Here is a 21,179-nt window from a genome sequence, read left to right as displayed (position 1 = left end):
TGTGGCTAGGGTCGGGGCCGTCACAACAACCCTGGAGAAACGCACCATGTCCCGTCCCCTTGCCTTGGCCGCCCTGCTGGCCGTCCTGTCCCTCGCCACGCCGGTGATGGCGGCTTCCGACCATTCCCACGACCAATCCGCTCCGGCCTCGGGCAAGCTCACCCTCGACCATGGCCGGAAGTGGCAGACCGACGCGCCCTTGCGCCAGGGCATGGCCGCCATCGGCGGTGATCTGCGCGCCGCCCTGGGGCCGGTCCACGACAAGCGCTATTCTCCCCGCGAGTTCGACGCCCTGGCCGTGTCCATCCTGGGCCATATCGATACCATCGCCCAGCAGTGCAAGCTGCCCGAGGCGGTGGATGCCCAGCTGCACATCGTGCTGGCCGATCTGATCTCGGCCACCGACGTCATGAAGGGCAAGGGCGGCGACCGCGCCGGCGGCGTCGTGGCGGCGGTGAAGGCGCTCGACCGGTATCAGGCTCACTTCGACCATCCCGGCTGGAAGCCGGTGGGCCACTGACGCAAGGCCAACAAATTCCGCCACGCTTCGACGATTGCTCCGGCGGGCGGCGTATGACTATTGTAGCGGTGCGGGATTAGTGAGGGTTCATACGTAGATGCGTCATCCGACGGTGACCCAGTCGGTCGAGGGGACCGACTGGAAGAAGATAAGGGTGCTGGTGTTCGGCCTGGACGACCAGTTCCGTTTCCTTGCCCGTCAGACGTTCCGCAAGCTGAATGTGCGCGAGGTGACGTCCTTCGATCAGGTCGCCGATCTGGGCAAGCTGCTGGCCCAGGGCTTCGACATCCTGCTCATCGACCTAGCGGCCAAGCCGGACGAGGGGCTGCGGGTGCTGGAAGGCGTCCGCCGCCCGCTCGGCAATCCCAACGAATCCCTGCCGGTGCTGGTGGTGGCGCCCTCGACGCAGAAGGATGCCATCGACCGCGCCAAGGTGTTGGGCATCGAAGGCGTGGTGCCCAAGCCCATTTCCGGCCACGAACTGGGGCACCGGGTGGGCGAGACCCTGGCCAAGCCGGTGCGCATGGCCCCGCCCGCCCGCCTGGCCGACGCGCCCAAGCGCAATTTCATCAAGGAGGCCGAGCCGCTGCCCGAGCTCGGCGATGCCGCGGCCGCGCCGCCGGCCGAAAGCAAGGCGGCTCCATCCCAACCCGAATCCGTTCCGGAAGTGGCCGCCCTGATGGCCCGGCTGGAGGCGAGGGTGGGCGCTTCCGCCTCGCCGTCCGACCCCCGCCCCACGCGCAACGGGCCGGTGGTGGCCCTGACCGGGAAAGACAAGGTGCCCCCGGCTGCCGCTTCCTCCTCCCCCGCCGTCCCTGCCTCCGCCACTCCCGCTTCGCCGCCCGCCGCGCCCCGCCCGGCTTCGGGGGGCGGTAACGGCGGCTTCGCCTCCGCCGGTTCCGACGCCCCGGCGCGGCGGCTGTCGGGCGGCAAGCTGTCCGACGAGGATCTGGCCCCGGTCCGCAAGCTCTCGGATGGTCCCATCGAGGTGGCGGGAATCCGCCCCGACGCGGAAGCCGAGGCCGCCCGGCGCCGCGCCGCCAAACGCCGCCAGCAATGGGAAGAGGCCATGGCCCAGGCCGGGCACAAGGCCCGCAAGGGGCGCGACGTGGCGGCCCTGGATGTCTCGGCGGTGGTGGCCGAGCATGCCCAGTGGCTGCAGAGCAAGGGGGCGGAGGGCAAGCGCGCCACCTTCACCGGCATGGACCTGGCCGGCGTCGATCTGTCGGGCGCCGTGCTGGCCAACGCCACCTTCCGCGAGGTGGATCTGTCGGATTCCTGCCTGGCCGAGGCGCGCCTGGACGGGTCGGATTTCCGCTACGCCACCCTGTCGGCGGCCAATCTGGGCGGGGCCAATCTGGGTGTGGCCGCCCTTCGCCACGCCAAGCTGAATCTCAGCAACCTGGAAGGCGCGGTCTTGCGCGGTACCGATCTGTCGGGCGCGTCTTTAAGCGGCGCCCGCACCGCCGGCGCCGACTTCAAGGGCGCCGTCATGATGGGCGCCGATCTGCGCGATGCCGACCTGTCCCGCGCCGAGAATCTGACGCAGCCTCAGATCGACAAGACGATCTGCGACAAGGCGACACGCCTGCCGCCCGGACTTTTCCGCCCACTCGCGGAAGAGGAACGTCTGGCCTGACTTCGCCAGACAAGGCTGTAAATTGCAATCAGTGCAATTGGCGACTTGAAAATAGATACATTTGCCACAACATTAAGCCCACTGGAGTGCATTACTTTCGTATGGCTCTAGGGAAGCGGGAAAGGGTTTGGGGGCCTTATCCGTAAGTTTCAATACGGAGGCGTACCCATGATGCGGCTGACCGACATCAGGATTTCGGCCAAGATCGGCCTGTCGTTCTTGTTTCCCGTTCTCCTGATTCTCGGGTTGGCGGCCTATGTGATCAGCGACAAGGCGCGGGTGGTGTCGGAAACCTCCACCCTGGCCAGCGTCGCTCCGCTCACCGCCGATATCAGCGCCCTGGTGCACGAGGTGCAGAAGGAGCGGGGCGCCTCGGCCGTCTATCTCGGCAGCAAGGGCGAGAAGTTCGGCGCCGAGCTCAAGGCCCAGCGCAAGCTGACCGACGAGGCGCGGGAAAAGCTGGTCCGCTCCCTGGCCGGTGTGGACACCGCCGCGCTGGGCAAGAGCTTCCCGCCCAAGGTGGAGGCCGCCGCCAAGCGCCTGGACGCGCTGATCGCCACGCGGGGCGCCATCGACACCCTGGCCATCGAGGGGCGGGTCTCGCTCGCCAATTTCACCGAAACCATCCGGTTCCAGCTGGACGTGGTCAACCAGATCGCCCTGCTGTCCAGCGACGCCCGGGTGGGGCGCATGATCGGCGCCTACCTCCGGCTGATGGAAGGCAAGGAAAAGGCCGGGCAGGAGCGGGCCACCGCCGCCGGCGCCTTCGCCGCCGGAAAGTTCGAGCCCGACATCTATCGCCGCTTCGTCTCCATCGTCGCCGAACAGCAGCTGTTCCTGGGCGAATTCCAGACCAACGCTACCCAGGAGCAGGCCGATTTCTACCGCGCCGCCCTGGATGACGAAGCCACCCGCACGGTGGAGCGCATGCGCAAGGTGGGTCTCGACAGTCCCGCCACCGGCAATGTGGGCGACGTCACGGGGCCCGCCTGGTTCGCCACCGCCACCGCGCGCATCAACCTGCTGAAGAAGGTCGAGGACCGCATGGCGGCCGATGTGCAGGCCCTGGCCGCCCAGGTCAACGGCGACGCCAAGGGTATCTTGCTCACCACCATCCTGGGGGTCGTCGCCGCCCTGGTCATCGCCCTGGCGGTGGCCTGGACCGTGGTGCGCCAGATGACCTCGGCCATCGGTTCGCTGGTCGCCACCATGGAGCGGCTGTCGGCCGACGACTTCTCGGTGAGCGTGGGCGGCGTCGAGCGCGGTGACGAGATGGGGGCCATGGCCCGCTCGGTGCAGGTCTTCAAGGACGCCATGATGAGGGGTCACGATCTGGCCGAGAGGCAATTGGCCGAGGCCCATCAGCGCGAATTGCGCGGCCAGGCCATCGAGACGCTGGTCAACCGCTTCCAGGGCTCGGCCGAGCGCATGGTCGAGGCGGTCTCCGCCGCTTCGCTCCGTCTGCAGGGCACCGCCGCCTCCATGAGCTCTGCCGCCAGCGACACCAACAGCCGCGCCACCGTGGTGGCGGGCGCCACCGAGCTGGCCTCGGCCAATGTCCAGACGGTGGCCGCCGCCGCCGAGGAGCTGACCTCCTCCATTCAGGAGATCGGACGTCAGGTCCACCGTTCGGCCGAGATCTCCGGCAATGCCGTGACCGAAGCCGGCGAAGCCCAGGACACCGTCACCGGTCTGGCCACCATGGTGGGTAAGATCGGCGAGGTGGTGACCCTGATCAACGACATCGCCGCCCAGACCAACCTGCTGGCCTTGAACGCCACCATCGAGGCCGCCAGGGCGGGCGAGGCGGGCAAGGGATTCGCCGTGGTGGCGGGCGAGGTCAAGAACCTGGCCAACCAGACGGCGCGCGCCACCGGCGAGATCGGCCAGCAGATCGCCTCGGTGCAGCAGCAGACCGAGCGTGTGGTTCAGGCCATCCACGACATCGTCGCCATCATCCGCGAGGTGGGCGAGATCACCTCAGGCATCGCCAGCGCGGTGGAGGAGCAGAGCGCCGCCACCCAGGAAATCGCGCGCAGCGTCGAGCAGGCCGCCGCCGGCACCGCCGAGGTCTCGGCCAATGTGGGCGGGGTTCAGGACGCCGCCGGCCGCACCGGCGCCGCCGCCGACGAGGTGCTGGACGCGTCGAAGGCCATGGGCGACGAGGCGGTGCGCCTCAAGACCACCATCGACGGCTTCCTGGGCGATATCCGGGCGGTGTAGGGGGTTTCCACCATCGTCACCCCCGGACTTGATCCGTCGGCGTATACGCCGACCATGGATTGCCGGGTCAAGCCCGGCAATGACGGTCATTGGTGTAAAATGAACGGCTTGCGGATGCCTCAGCGCGCCCTGTCCAGCGCCGCCAGCACTTCCGCTTCGCTCAGCAGTTCGGCCAAGGCGATGCCGTCGGGGGCGCTGGGGCCGTAGACGGCGTTGAAGGGGATGCCGTAGCGCCCGAACGAGGCCAGATAGCGGGAAATACTTTCGTCGGGCCGGGTCCAGTCGGCGCGCAAGGCCACCACGCCGGGGGAGGAGAGCCGACGCGCCACCTCGCCCCGCTCGATCACCGCCGCCTTGTTGACCTTGCAGGTGATGCACCAATCGGCGGTGACGTCCACGAACACCACCTTGCCCTCGGACACCAGCCGCGCCACGGATTGATTGTCGAAGCGGCCCCAGGTCACGGCGCCGCCGGCCTCGGGGCCGGCCTCTCCGTTGGCCGAGCCGTGGAAGGGGGCGGCCAGGGCCAGCCCGGCCAGGGCCACCACGCAGGCGGTCACCGCCGGACGCGCCGCCGCCGGCAGCCTGTGGCGCAGGCCCAGGGTGGCGACCGCCGCCGCCATGGCCCCGCCGGTGATCAGCGCGGCCCAAATTCCCGCCTGGACCATCAGCACGCTGAGCAGCCACACACCCGTGCCGGCCAGGGCGAGGCCCAGGACCTTGCGCACCGTGACCATCCAGCGGCCCGGCTTGGGCAGCTTCAGGGCGGCGTCGGGCCAGATGGCCACCGCCAGATAGGGAACGGCCATGCCAATCCCTAAGGCGGTGAAGATCATCGCGATCTCGGCCGGGCCGCGCGCCAGGGCGAAGCCGATGGCGGTGCCCAGGAAGGGGGCCGAGCACGGCGTGGCCAGCAAGGTGGCGAAGGCGCCCGACAGGAAATGGCCCAGCACGGTGTGATGAGGCACGCCGCCGCCCCGGTTGAACAGGAAAGCGGGCATGGGAATCTCGAACATGCCCCACAGATTGGCGGCGAACAGGGCCAGCAGCACCACCATCAGGGCCAGGAAGCCCGGCTGCTGGAACTGGATGCCCCAGCCCACCGCCGCGCCCGCCTGTTTCAGCCCGATGGCCAGGGCGGCCAGCGCCAGGAACGAGGCGACGATACCCACGCCAGAGGCGACGAAACTGGCCCGCACATGGGAGCGTTCGCCGCCGCCATGGGCCAGCACGCCGATCACCTTGATGGACAGCACCGGCAGCACGCAGGGCATCAGGTTGAGGATCAGCCCGCCCAGGAGCGCCACCAGCAGCATGCCGGCCAGCCCGGGGGCCTCGCCCGCCGCCATGGGGGCGGCCGTGCCGGGAACCGGAACCATTCGGGTCTCGAAGGCGCGCATTCCGTCGGTGACGGTGACGCTCATGGGCGCGCCGGCCAGGGGCTTCAGCAGCGCGCCGGCCGGCACGGGAATATGGAACTCCGCCCGGCGGCGGTCGGGCGACAGGCTGACCCGGGGCTGGCCGAAGGCGGCCACGTCCTCGGCCTCGACGAAGGCGTCGGGATCGGTGAAGGGCTCGGTGGACGAGACGGTGAGGCGCAACGCCGAAGTCTCGCCGCTGCCCAGGGCTTCGGCCCCATCCAGCGACAGGCCGTGGCGGCGGCCGTCGCCGGGCACCAGGGCGGCAAAGCGCCCGATGTCGTGGGCGAAGGCCGAGGGCTCGGCCGGTCCGGTGGACAGGTCCAGGCCGAGTTCGGCCTTCTGCGGCACGCAGATCTGGGCGCAGGCCAGGAAATCCACCGCGAGGCGGGCGGCGACGGGCCGCGAGGCGTCGGGGGCGCGGGCGTCCAGCGGCAGGATCACCTCGCCCGCATAGCCGTAATTCTGCAAGCCTGCCAGCACGAAGCGGTGAGGGGCGGGCCAGTGCGGCTGGGGATTGTCCAGATTGGCCGAACCGGTCCAGTCCAGCTTGGGCGGATAGCCGGCGTCGCCCGGCGTGCGCCAGTAGATCTTCCAGCCCGGCTCCAGCTTGAAATGCAGCCCCAGGCGCAATTGGGCGGAGTCGCCGATGGCGGTGGTGGCGGAGATCAGGCGGACCTTGCCGGATTCGCTGGTCGCCCACTCGGATGCGCCCGGCTCGGCCGCCATGGCGGGCAGTCCGACAACCGCCAGCAGGGCCGCCATCAGCATCGTCGGTAACCAGTTCATCCGCACCATGACCGCTTTCCTTGGGAATTCGTGGCCGGAACAACAGCACCGCCGGCCATCCGGTGTCAATGACGGCGCGCAACCCCTGTCCCCGGCTTCGCCTCGGGTGAGCGAATTGTTACGCTCGATTGACCGTGGCCGAGCCGAGGCGGATACTTCGCAAGGATAGGCCGGTCAACGGGGGCGGGATGGGTCTGGACATCGCCGGCGGCAATGAACGCTACGGCCGGGTGAAATTCACCGGCGACGCCTGGGGCGGTCTGGCCGCCATGCTGGTGGCCCTGCCGTCGGCCATCGCCTTCGGCGTGACCATCTTCGCGCCCCTGGGCGGTTCTCTGGCGGCGCAAGGCGCCATGGCCGGCATTCTGGGGGCCACCGCTCTCGGCATGCTCGCCCCGCTGTTCGGCAGCAGTGCCCGGCTGATCAGCGCGCCCTGCGCCCCGGCGGCGGCCATGCTGTCGGCCCAGGCCTATGCCCTGACCGGCCAGGGATTGCCGGCGGGCAGCATCGTGCTGCTGCTGGGTCTGACCGCCCTGCTGGCCGGGCTGTTCCAGATCGCGCTGGGATTGCTGCGCATCGGCCGGCTGATCAAGTTCATCCCCTATCCCGTGGTCTGCGGCTATCTCTCGGGCGTCGGCCTGATCATCATCGGCAGCCAGATCCCCAAGCTGCTGGGCGTACCCGGCGGAATCAGCCTGTGGGCCTCCCTCAGCCTGCCCTCGCTGTGGGTGTGGCAGAGCATGGTGGTGGGCGGCGTGGTCATCGCCGTGATGGTGCTGACGCCGCGCTTCACCCGATCGGTGCCGCCGGCCATCCTGGCCCTGGCGGCGGGGCTGGCCGCCTATTTCGCCCTGGCGGCCTTCGATCCCGCCCTGATGACCCTCGACGGCAACCGGCTGCTGGTGGGACGGATTTCCGCCGGGGGCTATGGGGTGGGGGCCACCATCGGCCAGCACTGGCGCTCGCTGGGCGCCCTGGAGCCCGAGATCGTGCTCGAGGTGGTGATTCCGGCGCTGACCCTGGCGGCGCTGTTGTCCATCGACACGCTTAAGACCTGCGTCGTGCTCGACGCCATGACCAATTCCACCAGCAATCCCGACCGCGACCTGCTGGGCCAGGGCATCGGCAACGCCGCCGCCGCCCTGGTGGGCGGCGTTCCCGGCGCCGGGACCATGGGGGCCTCGCTGATCAACGTCAACAGCGGCGCCAATACCAGGGTATCGGGCCTGCTGGCGGGAAGCCTGTGCTTCGCCGCCTTCCTGGTGCTGTCGCCGGTGGTCGCCTGGGTGCCGGTGCCGGCCCTGGCGGCCATCCTGATCGTCATCGGCTTTCGCATGATCGACCGCCATTCGCTGGCATTCTTCTACACGCCGGCGACGCGGCTGGATTTCCTGGTGATCACCGCGGTGATCGTCGTCGCCCTGGCCGGCAACCTGATTGCCGCGTCGGGGGTGGGGGTGGCCTTCGCCATCCTTTTGTTCATCCGCGAGCAGACCCGCAGCACGGTGGTCCGCAACCGCATCGAGGGCAACCAGATCTTCTCCAAGCGCCTGCGCAGCCCGGACGAGGCGGCGGCGAGCGATCAGGGACCGTGCGACACCGTCGTGTTCGAATTGCAGGGCAGCCTGTTTTTCGGCACCGCCAGCCAGCTTCACGCCGCCCTGGAGCCCGAGACCCGGACCCGCAAGTTCGTCATTCTCAGCATGCGCCGGGTGCAGTCGCTGGACCTCACCGCCACCCACGTGCTGGAGCAGATCAAGGACCGGCTGGAGGAGAACGACGCCTTCCTGGTGTTCTGCGACATCCCCAAGGGGCTGCCCAGCGGCCTGAAAATGAAGCGCTTCCTCAAGGATACCGGCGTGGTGCGGCCCACCAACAAGGCCTTCGCCTTCCGCCAGTTGGACGAGGCTCTGGAATGGGTGGAGGAGCAGCGCTCGGGCGTCCGCGACGCCGAGGGCGGCGGCGAGTTGGTCCTCGATATCGCCGACATGCCCATGTTCGCCGGCCAGCCGCCCGAGGCACTGGCCGACCTGCACGCCACCGTGACGCTGCGCCCCATCCACGCCGGCAAGAAGGTATTCAAGGCGGGCGTGGCGGGCGACGAATTGTTCCTGATCCGGCGCGGCAGCGTCCGCATCACCCTGCCCATCCACAAGAAGGAGCACTACCACCTGGCCACCTGCGGCCCCGGCGAGATCATCGGCGGCATCGGCTTTCTCGACGCCGGCAACCATGCCGCCGACGCCGTGGCCATGACCGAGGTGGAAGTCTATGTGCTGAGCCGCGAAGGCTTCGCCGCGCTGGGCGAGCGCCACCCCGGCCTGGCATTCCGGCTGATCGAAAACGTCGCCCTCAACCTGGCGGACAGGCTGAGGGCGACGGTCTCGGAAATCCATGCGCTGAGGGGGTAGGGTGGTTCGTCATCCCGAGCGCAGGCGAGGGATCTCCTCCTGGATGGGCTTTTCCATGTTGGAAACAGCATGCCAGGACGAGATCCCTCCGCCTTTGGGCGTCGGGATGACAGGAAAAACTTACCTCGCCCCGGCCGAGGACAGCGGCTTGGCCCGCCTGGACGCACGGTCCAGATCGGCGTTGGACTTGGGCGCCGGCTTCTTCAGCGAGGGCGGAAGGGGCGGCGGGGCCGAGGCCATGGAGGGAACGGCGGCGTTGCTGGGCACGCCGCTCACCGCTTGCGGCGCGGGGCGGATCGGCGCGCTGGCCGGCATGCCGCTGTCCAGGTCGATGGCATAGGCCAGGGCCGCCAGGGTGGCCGACTTCATGCCGGGCATGGAGCGCGGCCAGGGACGCTGGGTTTCCAGATGCTTGGCCAGTTTCTGGACCGCCCACAGGGCGCAGTGGGGGCCGAAGGCCTGGCGGAAGCCCTTGAGGTCCAGCCGGCTATAGGCGGTGAACAGGAACACCGTCACCGGCTTCAGGGCGTATTCCATGGCGGGGAAGATCATGTCCACCGCCTTGTTCTCCATGACGGCGATCTGCGACACCGCCTTGCGCAGCGCCACCTCGTCCATGTCGGGGAACACGGCGTCCAGGCCCTGCTTGGTGAAGGCCTCCATCAGGGCGTTGGAATCGATGCTGCCGTCCACGGCGCGCAGGCGGCGCGCGTCTTCCAGCAGCAGCGGCAGGCGCCCGTCGGGCCCCAGCCCCTCGGCCGCCAGGATGTCGATCTGCGCCGATTCGCGCAGCTTCAGGATGCGCGGCCCCAGGACGCGCACCGTGCTGGGATGGAGCGTCGAATAGCTGGGGATCAACTGGGCCTGCCACTCATAGCGCAGGTTGTCGCGGAAGACCTCGTACAGCTTGTCGCCCGGCCCCTTGGGCGTGGCGATGGGGGCACGGTGAACGGGCTTCTTGATGCCCAGCTTGATGGCGGTCTTGTGCAGCAGGGACGGGGCCTGCACCACGATGGGCGGCGCCTCGGGGGCCGGCATGGCCTCGCGGAAGTAGCGCTTGGCCGAAGCCCGCACCACCAGCGCCACCACGTGGTCCAGGGTGCGGCCGCACCACAGTTCCTCGTCGCCGGCGGTGGCCGGACGCTTGTCCTTGCGCAGCACGATCTTGCGGAACAGGTCAGGCTGGCTGCGGAACACCTGGAAGCATTCGTGCAGCAGGCCGGGCGTGTTCAGGATGTGGTCGTAGACCTCGTGCGGCGGGACCGTGGACAACTGACCGATATTGACGCGAAGAATATCGGCGACCTGGGTGCGCAAGGTGTCGCGCACGATTTCCAGCCCGTCGTCCTTCTGCGGCTCCTGCCCTTTACGGGCTTTGATGCTTGCGCTCACACTCTCCCCCCCGGGAAGTGATGACTATGTGCCCATAACCCTACGGTCAGAATGGTCATGGATCGACGCAAACATCAACAAATTGTTAACAATTCCATACTTCAGTCTGTAACCCGTCATATATGTTTAGTTGTTGCATCCGCGCGATTCGGTTGCGGTCTCCAGCCCGGACGGCAGCAGGCCGAGAGCCGTCATGCCGATGGTGGCGATGACCAGCGCGACGGCCACGCCGCCCAGGCCCAGCATCACCTCCCAGGCGCTGGGGGCATAGGCGTGGACATGGCCATCGGCGAAGGTGGACGAGACCTCCATGCCGGGGAACAGGTCCAGCGGCCAGGCCTGACCGCCGATAACGATCACCCAGACCTGGGCCAGCCCGCCCAGCACCACCAGGATCGAGGCCATCATGGCCCGCTTGCGCACCGCATGGCCGCAGCCGCCATAGGCGATGACCAGGGGCAGGATGCCGCCCAGGCCCACCTGACCCACCCAGAACAGGGTGGTGTGGATGCCGCCGTTCCACAGGATGAAGGCCTCCACCCCGCCGCGCCCGGCGAAATACAGTTGGGTGACGTGAAGCAGCGCGGTGAAATAGAGATTGGCGGCGACGAACAGGCCCAGGAGGCGCAGCAGCCGGGCGGACAGATCGCCGCCCAGCGGGCGCCGGGTCATCTTGAACGACACCGACAGGACCAGGATGAACACCGCCAGGCCGTAGGCGAAGGACATGGCGATGAACAGCGGCGCCATCACCGCCGCGCCATAGGCTTCCCGCGCCGCCAGGAAGCCGAAGATGCAGCCGGTGCCGGTGGTCAGGACCAGCCGCCAGCCGAAGGCGACCAGGGCGGCGGGCTTGTAGAAGCGCCCGGCCCGCCAGTCCATCATGGTCCACAGATAGACGCCCACCACCGCCATGAAGCCGGAATAGAGGATGACGTTCCAGGCGAAGATGGACTTGAAATTGAAGTGGGTCATGGCGACCGCCAGACGGTCGGGCCGCCCGAGATCGAGGACCAGAACGGCCAGTCCCCCGGCCAGCAGCGCCACCGCCAGCAGGGCCGACAGACGGCCCAGCTTCTGGTAGTCCTCGCGCCCGAACACCGAGCCCATGGAGGCGACGTTGAGCGCGCCGGACGCCGCGACGATCAGGAACACGGCGAAGACGTGGGGCATGCCCCACACCACCTGGTTGGTCATGCCGGTGACCCAGTGGCCCTGGTGCTCCATGTGCCAGACGGCGCCCAGCGCCACAATGATCACCGCGCCGAAACCGGCCATCAGGGCCAGCCAGCCCCGCGTATAGGGGCGCACCTGGGTGTAGGCGGCGTTGCTGCTGCTCATGGCTCAGATCCCCTGGTAGCGGATGGCGGGCTCCAGCCCCAGATCGGCGCGGATGCGGCTGGTGGCCTCGCGCGCCACCCGTTGCGCGATGTCCGATTTCGGATCGTTGAGATCGCCGAACAGCATGGCGCCCCTGGCCTTTGCCGCACAGGCTTCGACGCAGGCCGGCGGGCGTCCCTCATCGATGCGGTGGACGCACAGCGTGCAGCCCTCCACCGTGCCCTTGCCGCGCGGAAGGTATGGCTGCTGCCCCGTCTGGTCCTCGTGGGCGAAGGAGCGGGCCTTGTAGGGGCAGGCCATCATGCAGTAGCGGCAGCCGATGCAGATGTGGCGGTCCACCAGCACGATGCCGTCGGCCCGTTTCATGGAGGCGCCGGTGGGGCAGACGTCGACGCAAGCCGGCTTGGCGCAGTGCTGGCACATCACCGGCACCGAATGGGCCGCCCCGGTGGCGGGATCGCGCACGTTGACCTTGCGCAGGTACTGGGCGTCGGTGAGCGGCCGGTCGTGGCCGGAAAGGCCCATCTCGGCCTTGCAGGTCTCGACGCAGACATTGCATTCGGCGCTGCATTTACCGGTGTCGATCAGCAGACCCCAGCGGCTCCGCGCCGAAGCCGGCTCGCCGGGGGCGCGTGCCTGAACGGGGGCGGCAATCAGCACCGCGCCCGAGGCGAGGATCACCTGACGGCGGGACAGCTCGGTCATCGCGACGCCTCCCTGACCGGGGATTTGGGCGTGGTGGCGTGGCATTCGAAGCAATCGGGCCTGACCGCCACGTAAGCATGGCAGGACTGGCAGAATTGGCCGGGATCGCTGACCGGCACCATTTTGCCCGCCGAATCGGTGGCGGCGTGGCACTCGACGCAGGCCTTCAGCGACGCCTTGGCGCCCCGGATGCCGAGCCGCATTGTGTCGTCGCGCTGATGCTTCAGCATGTCCGGGTGATCGCGCCGCATCACCTCGTTGGAAGCGATGCAGGCCTCGCCCTTGGCCTTGGGCCAGTGGGGCAGGTCGGCGGCGAAGGCGGGAAGGGTGAACAGGAGGAGGAACAGGACGAGCAGGCGGCCCCCCACCCCAACCCCTCCCCGCCGGGGGGAGGGGCTTGGCACGTTTCTCCCCTCCCCTTGATGGGGAGGGGGCGGGGGCGGGGTGGCAATACTCCGGCTCATCCCTATTCCCCCAGCCCCATCTGGATGTAGCCGGTGGGGCAGACGTCCTTGCAGATGTGGCAGCCGATGCACTTGGCGTAGTCGGTCTCCACGTAGCGCCCGGTGGTGCGCTGGGCCTTGGGCACCCGGCTGACCGCCGTCTGGGGGCAGAACACCACGCAATTGTCGCATTCGAAGCACAGGCCGCAGGACATGCAGCGCTTGGCCTCGTCCACCACCTCGGCATCGGTGAGCGTCAGCAGGCGCTCGTCGAAATTGCCGATCACCTTGTCGGCGTCGATATGCACCTCGTGGCGGTGATGGCGCGCCGTGCGGGTGAAGTGGCCCAGGAACAGGTCGTCGTGGGGGATGATCTCGGCCGCCGCCCGGTTCTCGAAATTGTGCACGGCGAACTTGGCCTCAAAGGTGCCGCGCACCGGGCCGGGCTGGTAGGGCGCCGGGTCCAGGTTGCTTTCGTGCAGCTTGGCCAGCAGGTCGAAGTGATGCACATCCACCTTGGGCCGTTTGGCCACGTCGCCCTTGTCCAGGAACTCGCCGATGCCGGCCGAGGCCACCCGGCCATGGCCGATGGCGGTGGTCAGCAGGTGCGGCTTGACCACGTCGCCGCCCACGAAGTGCTTGGGCTTGCCCGGCACGCGATAGGCCTTGTCGGCGTTGATGAAGCCCTTGCCGTTGTCCATCTCCGGCAGGTCGGCCAGATCGCCCGCCTGGCCGATGGCGGCCACCACCAGATCGGCGTCCAGGGTGAACTCGGTGCCCTCGATGGGCTTCGGCGTCATGCCCTCCATGGTGCATTGGCAGAGCCTGAGGCCGACGGCGCGGCCGTCCGAACCCTTGATCACCTCCAGCGGCATGATGCCGCCCCGGATATCGACGCCCTCGCGCTTGGCGTCGTCGATTTCCCGTTGGGCGGCGAACATCTTCTCCACCGGGAACAGCGAGGTCAGCGTCACGTTTGCGCCTTCGCGCCGCGCCGTGGCCGCCACATCGTGGGCCACGTGGCCTAAGATGACGTTGTCGGCGCGGTCCTGCTCGGAGACCTTGTCGATATGCCCCAGGCGGCGCGCCACCGAGGCCACGTCGATGGAGGTGTCGCCGCCGCCGACCACGATGATGCGCCCGGGAACGTGCTGCAGCCGGCCTTCGTTGAAGGCTTTGAGGAAGGCGACGCCCGACACGCAGTTGACGGTGTCCTTCCAGCCGGGAATGGGCAGGCCGCGCCCGGCATGGGTGCCGATGCCCCAGAAGATGGCATCGAACTTGTCTTCCAGTTCCGACACGGTGATGTCGGTGCCGATGCGGCACTTGGTGCGCACCGTGATGCCCATATCGAGGATACGGTTGATCTCGGAATCCAGCACCTCGCGCGGCGTGCGGTAGCCGGGAATGCCGTAGCGGACATAGCCGCCCAGCTCGGCCTTCTCCTCGAACACGGTGACGGCGTGACCCGCCCGCCGCAGGTGATAGGCCGCCGACAGACCGGCCGGGCCGCCGCCCACCACGGCGACATGTTTGCCGGTCTCATGCTCGGGCTTGGGGAAGGCCAGCTTGTTGGCGATGGCCCAGTCGCCGATATGGTGCTCCACCGAATTGATGCCGACGTGTTCCTCGACCATGTTGCGGTTGCAGCCGCTTTCGCACGGGGCCGGGCAGACGCGGCCCATGATGGCGGGGAAGGGGTTGGCCTCGGTCATGCGGCGGAAGGCGTATTCCTGCCAGGCCATGCCTGCCGGGGGCTTTTCCACGCCGCGCACGATGTCCAGCCAGCCGCGGATGTCGTGGCCCGAGGGGCACGAGCCCGAGCAGGGCGGCGTGCGGAGCACATAGGTCGGGCATTTGTGCGACCAGCCGGCCTTGAAGATCTCCTCCTGCCAGTGTTTGGGGCTCGACTCGCCGTCCTTGTAGCGGCGGTAGTTCCGTCCCTCGGTGGTGCTCTCGGCTTTGGCGGCCATTGGGCTCTCCCTCGAAATTTTTTAGTCGTTGTCGCCGAGGACGATGGCGTTGCTCACCAATTGGTGAACGCTGACCACCATTTCCCGGTCGAAGTCGTAATAGGGCAGGATCTTGGTGAACTGGGCCTTGCAGATGGCGCACATGGCGGCCATGTGGGTGACGCCTTCCTTGTCCACCACGTCTTTGAGCGCTTCCATGCGGGGGCTGGCCCCCTTGACCCGCAGCTCGATCAGCTCGTCGGTGAGCAGTCCGCCGCCGCCGCCGCAGCAATAGGTCTTGTCGCAGATGGTGTCGGGGTGCATGTCGACGAATTTCGGCACCGCCGCCTTGATCACGTCGCGCGGGATGGTGAACTGGCCGCCGGGACGGTCGCCCATGCGCGCGCCCCTGGCCACGTTGCAGGAATCGTGGACGGTCAGCACCATGCCGTCATTGCCCGACTTGTCGAGCTTGATGCCCTTCCTCGCGATCAGGTCGGAGGTGAATTCCAGGATGTGCTGGGGCACGGGGTAGCGGGGATCAAGGAAGTCCCACGGTCCGGCCAGGGTGTTGAGGAAGGAATAGGCGACGCGCCAGGCATGGCCGCACTCGCCGAAGATGATGCGCTTGACGCCCAGCTCCTGCGCCGCCTCGCGGATGCGCATGGAGATCTTCCTCATCTGCTCGTAATTGCCGATGAACATGCCGAAATTGCCGGCTTCCGACGCCTTGGTGGACAGGGTCCACGATACGCCGGCGGCATGAAACACCTTGGCGTAGCCCATCAGGCCCAGCACGTGCGGCTCGGCGAAGAAGTCGGCGGACGGCGTGACCAGCAGAACCTCGGCCCCCGCCTCGTCGATGGGCAGCCGGACCGGCACGCCGGTCTCGTCCAGGATGTCTTCCTCCAGCCCTTCCAGCGTGTCGATCAGGGCGGGGGCGGGCAGGCCCAGGTTGTTGCCGATCTTGTGGACCTTGCCGATGATCTCGTTGCAGTACTTCTGGCCCTGGCCGATGGAATCCATGATGTCGCGGGCCGCCATGGAAATCTCGGCGGTGTCGATGCCGTAGGGGCAGAACACCGAGCAGCGGCGGCACTGGGAGCACTGGTGGAAGTAGCTGTACCACTCGTCCAGCACCTCCTTGCTCATGTCGCGCGCGCCGACCAGGCCGGGGGCGAGCTTGCCGACGGGGGTGAAGTAGCGGCGATAGACGCTGCGGAACAGGTCGGCTCTGGCCACCGGCATGTTCTTGGGGTCGGCGGTCCCTAAGAAGTAGTGGCACTTGTCGGTGCAGGCCCCGCACTTGACGCAGATGTCCATGAACACCTGCAAGCTGCGGTACTTGGACAGAAGCCCGCCCATGTGGTCGATGGCGCGCTTTTCCCAGCCCTCGGTCAGTTCGCCGGGAAAGCCCAGGGGCTGCTGGTGCGCCTCGGCGGCCACATAGGGCCTGGAGGCGGCCATGGCGTCGGCCTTGATCGCCGGAACCGGATGGCGGGCGGGATCGCCCAGGGCGGGAATGTCGAAGGGGGCGGCGGCCATCACTTTTCCTCCAGCCGGGCGGCCCAGGGGGCCAGATGGCGCACCTCGCGCGGCGTGTCGGTCTGGTTGCGGGTCGGGCTGAAGAACAGGCCCGGCGCGTGCAGCAGCTTGGAGAAGGGGAAGACGATCATCAGCAGGCAGACCAGCAGGAGGTGGAGTCCCAGCAGCGGATCATTGGGCAGCGGCCGCAGTTCGAAGCCCATCAGGCCGGTGAAGAAGGCCTTCACCGCGACGATGTCGGTGTGGACCACGCATTTCATGGCCATGCCGGTGACGCCGATGCCCAGCAGCAGGACCAGCATCAGGATGTCCGAGGGCCGGGTGACGTAGCGCACCCGCTCCGAGACGAAGCGCCGGACCAGCAGCAGGCCAAGGCCCGCCACCATGGCCAGACCCGCCGGCTGGGCCAGGGGCTGGACCAGTTGGGTCAGGAACCCGATTTCCGCCTGGAAATAGCGCCCGTGGCGGATCAGCACCACGGCTAGCCCTAGGTGGAAGACAATGGCGAACAGCCACAGCAGCCGGTTGGCGCGATAGAGGCTTTCGAACAGCACCGCCTCGCGCCCCAGGCGCAACGCCACGCCGCCCTTGGTCAAGGGCGCCGGGGTGGTGGGAATCTTCAAGGGCGCCGGGGTGCGGGCGTATTGGGCGATCTTCATGGCCAGCCCGGCCACCAGGACCAGGGTCGAGACGCAGAAGAGAATGGCGAAAAAGATCGTCACGGTGCCTCGCTTAAGCCGTAGCCAACGCCCTTCGGTGTCATCCTGAGCGAAGCGAAGGATCTTTCAGCCGATGGCGATTGCCATCGGTCGCGTGAAAGATCCTTCGGTCGCAGGGCTCCCTCAGGATGACAGGCTGGGGGTTACACGCAGCCGGTGGGCTTGGGCAGGCCGGCGATCTTGCACGCCTGCTTGCCGGGGCCATAGGGGAACAGCTCGTAGAGGTATTTGTTGTTGCCCTTGTCGGGCCCCATCTTCTTGGCGATGGCCTTGGTCAGCACGCGCACCGCCGGGGCGATCTGGTATTCGGCGTAGTACTCGCGCAGGAAGTTGACCACTTCCCAGTGCTCCGGGCTCATGGTGATGCCCTCGTCCTTGGCGATCTGGCCGGCCAAGTCCTCGTTCCACTGGTTGATGTCGGTGAGGTAGCCCTCTTCATCGGCCTCGATGGTGGCGCCGTTGCTGGTATAAGCCATGTGTTCCTCTCCTCGATTATTCTTCGGTTACAGCCAGGCGTTGGTCGCCTTGGTCTCGATCGCCAGATCCACGAATCCGGCGTAATCCACGACAATGATGTCTTTTACCACCTTTGCGGGGTCCAGTCCCCTGGCCGCCAGATCGGGGCCCAGGACATGCAGCTTCATGGTCTTGGCGGCGTCGGCCATCTTGCCTTCGAAGGCGGTGCCGGACAGCGCGGCGATGACCGCGTCCTCCATCAGCAGGATGGAATCGCCGGGCTGGGCGTGGCCCAGGCAGGATTCGAGGCAGGAGCGCTCGAAGGGGGATTTGTTGACGGTGTGCAGCGTTGCCATGGGCAAATCCTCAATTTCTTGTCATCGCGGAAGGCGGTTCCACCCCACCCCCGACCCCTCCCCATCAAGGGGAGGAGAGCTTTCGTTCCGTATCGCCCCTCCCCCTCGTGGGGAGGGGTTGGGGTGGGGGGCTTAAGCCGTCAGGACCACGTCCATCTCGGCCATCAGCTTGCCCATCTCGGCGCGGCTCAGGACCTCGACGTCGACCAGCAGGTCGTCCTCGGTCAGGCCGCGTTCGGCCAGGCTTTCCGCCTCCACGTACAGCTTCTCGATGTCGTAGCCCTCCAACGCCCGGTAGGTGGGCGAGAAGTTCTTGACCCCGATGCCGGCGGGCGTCTGGCCCTTCTTGATCTGCAGCACGCCGTCGTCGAGGAAGGCCAGATGCACATCCTGGTCGAAGGCCGCCGAGATCAGTACCATTTCCAGCACTTCCAGGGCGTAGACGGTGCCGTGGGGGGCCTTGCGGTTGACGAACATGAACTTCTTGACGATGCCGCTTTCCATATCGTCCATGGCTTTAATCCCCGAAAGTCACGAGACGGTCGGCATGGATGCCGGCCTCGATCAGCTGGCCCAGGCCCGAGATGCGGAAGCCTGGAGCGAGATTGGCCTCGGTGATGCCGCGCCGCAGACCGGCGGCGACGCAGACCACCAGATCGACCTTGTGATCGTCCGCCAGCTTCTGCCAGTTCTTCGTCACGTTGCGGTCGTCCGAGGGCGGTTCGCCCAGTTTGGTGGCGTTGTTGACGCCGTCGTAATAGAAGAACACCCGGAAGATCTCGTGGCCCTTGTCCAAGGCCGCCTTGCAGAACTGGAAGGCGCTGTCGGCGGCCTGGTGGTTGTAGGGGCCTTCGTTGACCAGAATCGCGAATTTCATCGAGCCGGCCTCCTAGAAGTGCAGGTGCGCCGAGGCGTTGAGATTGGCCCGGCCGCCCCGCCAGTTGTCCACGTGGTACTTGGTGAAGGGCAGCTCGGTCAGCTCGAAGAAGCGGGGCCAGCCGATGCGCTCGATCCACTCGCCCATGCGCTCCCAGGCGCGCGCGTCGTTCTTGTAGACCGACAGGATCTTCTTCACCACCTCGGCCACTTCCGGCCAGCGCGGCGCGTTGTTGGGCAGGCCGGCGGCCACCAGCTTGTGGAACATGGGCTTGGAGCGGGTGGACGAATGCTTGCCGCCCACCCAGATGGCGATCTTGGAATGGACGGGATCGTTGATCTGCATGGGCGGGCAGGGCGGATAGCAGGCGCCGCAGCACACGCACTTCTTCTCGTCCACCTCAAGGCTGGGCTTGCCGTCCACCAGGGCGGGACGGATGGCCGCCACCGGGCAGCGCGCGATCACCGCCGGGCGCTCACACACGCCCGCCACCAGCGCATGGTTGATCACGGGGGGCTTGGTGTGCTGGACGTTGATGGCGATGTCGCCCTGGCCGCCGCAATTGATCTGGCAGCAGCTGGTGGTGATCTTGACGCGGTTGGGCATCTCCTCGGACTTGAACTCGTCCACCAGCTCGTCCATCAGCGCCTTGACCACGCCCGACGCGTCGGTGCCGGGGATGTCGCAGTGCAGCCAGCCCTGGGTGTGGCTGATGAAGCCCACCGAATTGCCGGTGCCGCCCACCGGGAAGCCCTCGTCCTCCAGCCGCTGGATCAGGGCCGGGACCTTGGACTCGTCGGTGGTCATGAACTCCACCGAGGAGCGCACGGTGAAGCGGATATGGCCGTCGCAGAAGGCATCGGCGATGTCGCACAGCCGGCGGATGGTGAACACGTCCAGTTGGCGCTGGGTGCCGGCCTTGACGGTGAACACCGCCTCGCCGCTTTCCGCCACGTGGCGCAGCACGCCGGGGCGCGGGCGGTCGTGGTGGGTCCACTTGCCGTAATTGCGCACCAAGGCGGGGTGCATGAACTGCTTGGAATCCGGAACACCGCTTTCAACGGGACGACGAAGTTCGGTCATGGGTCCTGTCTCCCTTACTCGGCGGCGTTGTTGGTCTTGCGCTCGGCCCACTTGCGGGCCTCCTCTTCCCATCCGTCGGTGCGGATGTAGGAATTGGTGCGCGGCTGGTTGATCATGTTGACGTCGAGGTCGAGGCCCAGGGCGTCGAGGTAGTTCACCAGCCCGATGCGCTCGATCATCTCGCCGGTGCGCTCGTGCTCCAGCGCGTTGTCGGCGAAGAAATCCAGCATGTCGTGGGCGAGCTGGACCAGCTTTTCATAGTCCTCCTCGGTCTCCAGCTTCATGAAGGGGACCACCACGGTGCCCATCAGGTCGCCGATCTTGAGAGTGCGCTTGCCGCCCACCAGGATGCAGATGCCCTTTTCCTTGCCGGGCTTGAGCGCTTTGGTGCAGACGTTGATGCAGTGCATGCAGCGCACGCAGGACTTGTTGTCCACGTCCAGCGTGTCGTCGTCGTTGAGCCCCAGCGCCTGGGTCGGGCACATGCGGATCACCTGGTTGATGAATTCCTTGCGGCCCAGTTGCTTGACCTTGGCCTGCACCTCCGCCTGGTCGACCTGCATGTCGTCCTTCCAGGTCCCTAAGATGGCCACGTCGGCGCGCTGGGTGGCGTTGGCGCAGTCATTGGCGCAGCCCGAGAACTTGAACTTCATCTTGTAAGGCAGCGACGGCCGGTGGATGTCGTCGGTGAAGTCGTTGATGATGGCGCGATGCGCCGACAGGGTGTCGTAGCAGGCCTGCTCGCACCGCGCCGGGCCGACGCACGAGGCGGCGGTGCGCACGCCCGCACCCGCGCCGCCCATGTCGAAGCCCATCTCGTTGATCTTGTCCCAGGCGGCCTGGACCTGCTCGGTGCGGCAGCCCTGGAACATGATGTCGCCCGATTGGCCGTGGAGCGCGATCAGGCCCGAGCCGTGCTCCTCCCAGATGTCGCACATCTGGCGCAGCGTCTTGGTGTCGTAGAAGAAGCCCGGCGCCGGCATGATGCGCAGCGTGTGGAATTCCGAGCTTTCCGGGTACTGGTCGGCCACCTCGGAAAAGCGCGGGATGACGCCGGCGCCATAGCCGAACACGCCCACCGTGCCGCCCTTCCAATAGCCCTTGCGGGTCTGGTAGCTGTGCTCCAGCTGGCCCAGCAGACTCTTCATGATGCCGGAATGGGCCTTGCCCTCCACCTCGGCCAGGCGCTTCAGGCCCGTCACGAAGCTGGGCCACGGACCGCTTTCCAGTTGGTCCAGCATGGGGGTGGGCGGCATCTTCTTCGACATTGCTTCTCGCTCCCTCACCGTCGTCACTATGCGTTCGCACGC

18 protein-coding genes are annotated in these 21,179 nt (G+C 67.4%); 4 read left to right on the top strand and 14 right to left on the bottom strand.

Annotation, left to right across the window (positions count from 1 at the left end):
• The first annotated feature begins 46 nt into the window (after nucleotides 1-46).
• The 3 genes from WV31_RS00380 (at nucleotide 47) to WV31_RS00370 (ending at nucleotide 4,382) form a co-directional block, all read left to right on the top strand.
• Nucleotides 47-520 carry a hypothetical protein gene (locus WV31_RS00380; protein WP_085371835.1) on the top strand — a complete coding sequence of 158 codons (474 nt, stop codon included), beginning with the start codon at nucleotides 47-49 and terminating at the stop codon, nucleotides 518-520.
• Nucleotides 521-617: 97 nt separating this feature from the next.
• On the top strand, nucleotides 618-2,159 hold the full coding sequence (locus WV31_RS00375; protein WP_085371834.1) for a pentapeptide repeat-containing protein: 1,542 nt from the start codon (nucleotides 618-620) through the stop codon (nucleotides 2,157-2,159).
• 168 nt (nucleotides 2,160-2,327) lie between these two features.
• Nucleotides 2,328-4,382 (top strand): methyl-accepting chemotaxis protein, encoded by a 2,055-nt coding sequence (locus tag WV31_RS00370; RefSeq protein WP_085371833.1) that lies wholly within the window; start codon nucleotides 2,328-2,330, stop codon nucleotides 4,380-4,382.
• Between the two features lie 119 nt (nucleotides 4,383-4,501).
• Here WV31_RS00370 and WV31_RS00365 read toward each other — a convergent pair whose 3' ends face one another.
• Entirely contained in the window at nucleotides 4,502-6,571 is a 2,070-nt protein-coding gene (locus WV31_RS00365; protein WP_168185821.1) for a protein-disulfide reductase DsbD family protein, read from the bottom strand.
• 206 nt (nucleotides 6,572-6,777) lie between these two features.
• On the opposite strand from WV31_RS00365, the gene WV31_RS00360 reads away from it, so the two are divergent.
• On the top strand, nucleotides 6,778-9,000 hold the full coding sequence (locus tag WV31_RS00360) for a SulP family inorganic anion transporter (RefSeq protein ID WP_085371831.1): 2,223 nt from the start codon (nucleotides 6,778-6,780) through the stop codon (nucleotides 8,998-9,000).
• Nucleotides 9,001-9,120: 120 nt separating this feature from the next.
• On the opposite strand, the gene WV31_RS00355 is transcribed toward WV31_RS00360, so the two are convergent.
• From WV31_RS00355 to dsrA, 13 genes are all read right to left on the bottom strand, one after another.
• Nucleotides 9,121-10,392 carry a hypothetical protein gene (locus WV31_RS00355; protein ID WP_085371830.1) on the bottom strand — a complete coding sequence of 424 codons (1,272 nt, stop codon included), beginning with the start codon at nucleotides 10,390-10,392 and terminating at the stop codon, nucleotides 9,121-9,123.
• A 126-nt stretch (nucleotides 10,393-10,518) separates the two neighbouring features.
• Nucleotides 10,519-11,733 (bottom strand): NrfD/PsrC family molybdoenzyme membrane anchor subunit, encoded by a 1,215-nt coding sequence (nrfD, locus tag WV31_RS00350; RefSeq protein ID WP_085371829.1) that lies wholly within the window; start codon nucleotides 11,731-11,733, stop codon nucleotides 10,519-10,521.
• Between the two features lie 3 nt (nucleotides 11,734-11,736).
• The gene (dsrO, locus tag WV31_RS00345) at nucleotides 11,737-12,438 is read right to left on the bottom strand and encodes a sulfate reduction electron transfer complex DsrMKJOP subunit DsrO (RefSeq protein ID WP_085371828.1); all 702 of its coding nucleotides are present in this window, start codon (nucleotides 12,436-12,438) and stop codon (nucleotides 11,737-11,739) included.
• The gene (locus WV31_RS00340) at nucleotides 12,435-12,806 is read right to left on the bottom strand and encodes a cytochrome c3 family protein (RefSeq protein WP_085371827.1); all 372 of its coding nucleotides are present in this window, start codon (nucleotides 12,804-12,806) and stop codon (nucleotides 12,435-12,437) included. Before WV31_RS00340 ends, dsrO begins: the two co-directional genes overlap by 4 nt.
• Before the next feature lie 98 nt (nucleotides 12,807-12,904).
• A complete protein-coding gene (locus WV31_RS00335; protein ID WP_085371826.1) occupies nucleotides 12,905-14,854 on the bottom strand; it encodes an NAD(P)-binding protein in 1,950 nt (649 codons plus the stop codon).
• Nucleotides 14,855-14,875: 21 nt separating this feature from the next.
• Nucleotides 14,876-16,378 carry a sulfate reduction electron transfer complex DsrMKJOP subunit DsrK gene (gene dsrK, locus WV31_RS00330; RefSeq protein ID WP_085371825.1) on the bottom strand — a complete coding sequence of 501 codons (1,503 nt, stop codon included), beginning with the start codon at nucleotides 16,376-16,378 and terminating at the stop codon, nucleotides 14,876-14,878.
• Nucleotides 16,378-17,100, bottom strand: a complete 723-nt coding sequence (locus tag WV31_RS00325) for a respiratory nitrate reductase subunit gamma (RefSeq protein ID WP_085371824.1) — start codon at nucleotides 17,098-17,100, stop codon at nucleotides 16,378-16,380. Before WV31_RS00325 ends, dsrK begins: the two co-directional genes overlap by 1 nt.
• 140 nt (nucleotides 17,101-17,240) lie before the next feature.
• Nucleotides 17,241-17,573, bottom strand: a complete 333-nt coding sequence (locus WV31_RS00320) for a TusE/DsrC/DsvC family sulfur relay protein (RefSeq protein ID WP_011385732.1) — start codon at nucleotides 17,571-17,573, stop codon at nucleotides 17,241-17,243.
• Nucleotides 17,574-17,600: 27 nt separating this feature from the next.
• Nucleotides 17,601-17,909, bottom strand: a complete 309-nt coding sequence (gene tusB, locus WV31_RS00315; protein ID WP_085371823.1) for a sulfurtransferase complex subunit TusB — start codon at nucleotides 17,907-17,909, stop codon at nucleotides 17,601-17,603.
• Nucleotides 17,910-18,041: 132 nt separating this feature from the next.
• Complete coding sequence (gene tusC, locus WV31_RS00310) at nucleotides 18,042-18,422, bottom strand: sulfurtransferase complex subunit TusC (RefSeq protein ID WP_085371822.1); 381 nt, start codon at nucleotides 18,420-18,422, stop codon at nucleotides 18,042-18,044.
• A 4-nt stretch (nucleotides 18,423-18,426) separates the two neighbouring features.
• The gene (gene tusD, locus WV31_RS00305; RefSeq protein WP_085371821.1) at nucleotides 18,427-18,786 is read right to left on the bottom strand and encodes a sulfurtransferase complex subunit TusD; all 360 of its coding nucleotides are present in this window, start codon (nucleotides 18,784-18,786) and stop codon (nucleotides 18,427-18,429) included.
• A 12-nt stretch (nucleotides 18,787-18,798) separates the two neighbouring features.
• Entirely contained in the window at nucleotides 18,799-19,869 is a 1,071-nt protein-coding gene (gene dsrB, locus WV31_RS00300) for a dissimilatory-type sulfite reductase subunit beta (RefSeq protein WP_085371820.1), read from the bottom strand.
• A gap of 14 nt (nucleotides 19,870-19,883) precedes the next feature.
• Nucleotides 19,884-21,137, bottom strand: a complete 1,254-nt coding sequence (gene dsrA, locus WV31_RS00295) for a dissimilatory-type sulfite reductase subunit alpha (RefSeq protein ID WP_085371819.1) — start codon at nucleotides 21,135-21,137, stop codon at nucleotides 19,884-19,886.
• Nucleotides 21,138-21,179: the final 42 nt, after the last annotated feature.

Source organism: Magnetospirillum sp. ME-1, from assembly GCF_002105535.1.
Lineage (GTDB): Bacteria > Pseudomonadota > Alphaproteobacteria > Rhodospirillales > Magnetospirillaceae > Phaeospirillum.
This window is presented reverse-complemented; position numbering and strand designations above follow the sequence as displayed.

Coding starts and splice junctions, on each gene's coding strand:
- WV31_RS00380 (WP_085371835.1), top strand. CDS start 47: ATGTCCCGTCCCCTTGCCTTGGCCGCCCTGCTGGCCGTCCTGTCCCTC.
- WV31_RS00375 (WP_085371834.1), top strand. CDS start 618: ATGCGTCATCCGACGGTGACCCAGTCGGTCGAGGGGACCGACTGGAAG.
- WV31_RS00370 (WP_085371833.1), top strand. CDS start 2,328: ATGATGCGGCTGACCGACATCAGGATTTCGGCCAAGATCGGCCTGTCG.
- WV31_RS00365 (WP_168185821.1), bottom strand. CDS start 6,571: ATGCTGATGGCGGCCCTGCTGGCGGTTGTCGGACTGCCCGCCATGGCG.
- WV31_RS00360 (WP_085371831.1), top strand. CDS start 6,778: ATGGGTCTGGACATCGCCGGCGGCAATGAACGCTACGGCCGGGTGAAA.
- nrfD (WP_085371829.1), bottom strand. CDS start 11,733: ATGAGCAGCAGCAACGCCGCCTACACCCAGGTGCGCCCCTATACGCGG.
- dsrO (WP_085371828.1), bottom strand. CDS start 12,438: ATGACCGAGCTGTCCCGCCGTCAGGTGATCCTCGCCTCGGGCGCGGTG.
- WV31_RS00335 (WP_085371826.1), bottom strand. CDS start 14,854: ATGGCCGCCAAAGCCGAGAGCACCACCGAGGGACGGAACTACCGCCGC.
- dsrK (WP_085371825.1), bottom strand. CDS start 16,378: ATGGCCGCCGCCCCCTTCGACATTCCCGCCCTGGGCGATCCCGCCCGC.
- WV31_RS00320 (WP_011385732.1), bottom strand. CDS start 17,573: ATGGCTTATACCAGCAACGGCGCCACCATCGAGGCCGATGAAGAGGGC.
- tusB (WP_085371823.1), bottom strand. CDS start 17,909: ATGGCAACGCTGCACACCGTCAACAAATCCCCCTTCGAGCGCTCCTGC.
- tusC (WP_085371822.1), bottom strand. CDS start 18,422: ATGGACGATATGGAAAGCGGCATCGTCAAGAAGTTCATGTTCGTCAAC.
- tusD (WP_085371821.1), bottom strand. CDS start 18,786: ATGAAATTCGCGATTCTGGTCAACGAAGGCCCCTACAACCACCAGGCC.
- dsrB (WP_085371820.1), bottom strand. CDS start 19,869: ATGACCGAACTTCGTCGTCCCGTTGAAAGCGGTGTTCCGGATTCCAAG.
- dsrA (WP_085371819.1), bottom strand. CDS start 21,137: ATGTCGAAGAAGATGCCGCCCACCCCCATGCTGGACCAACTGGAAAGC.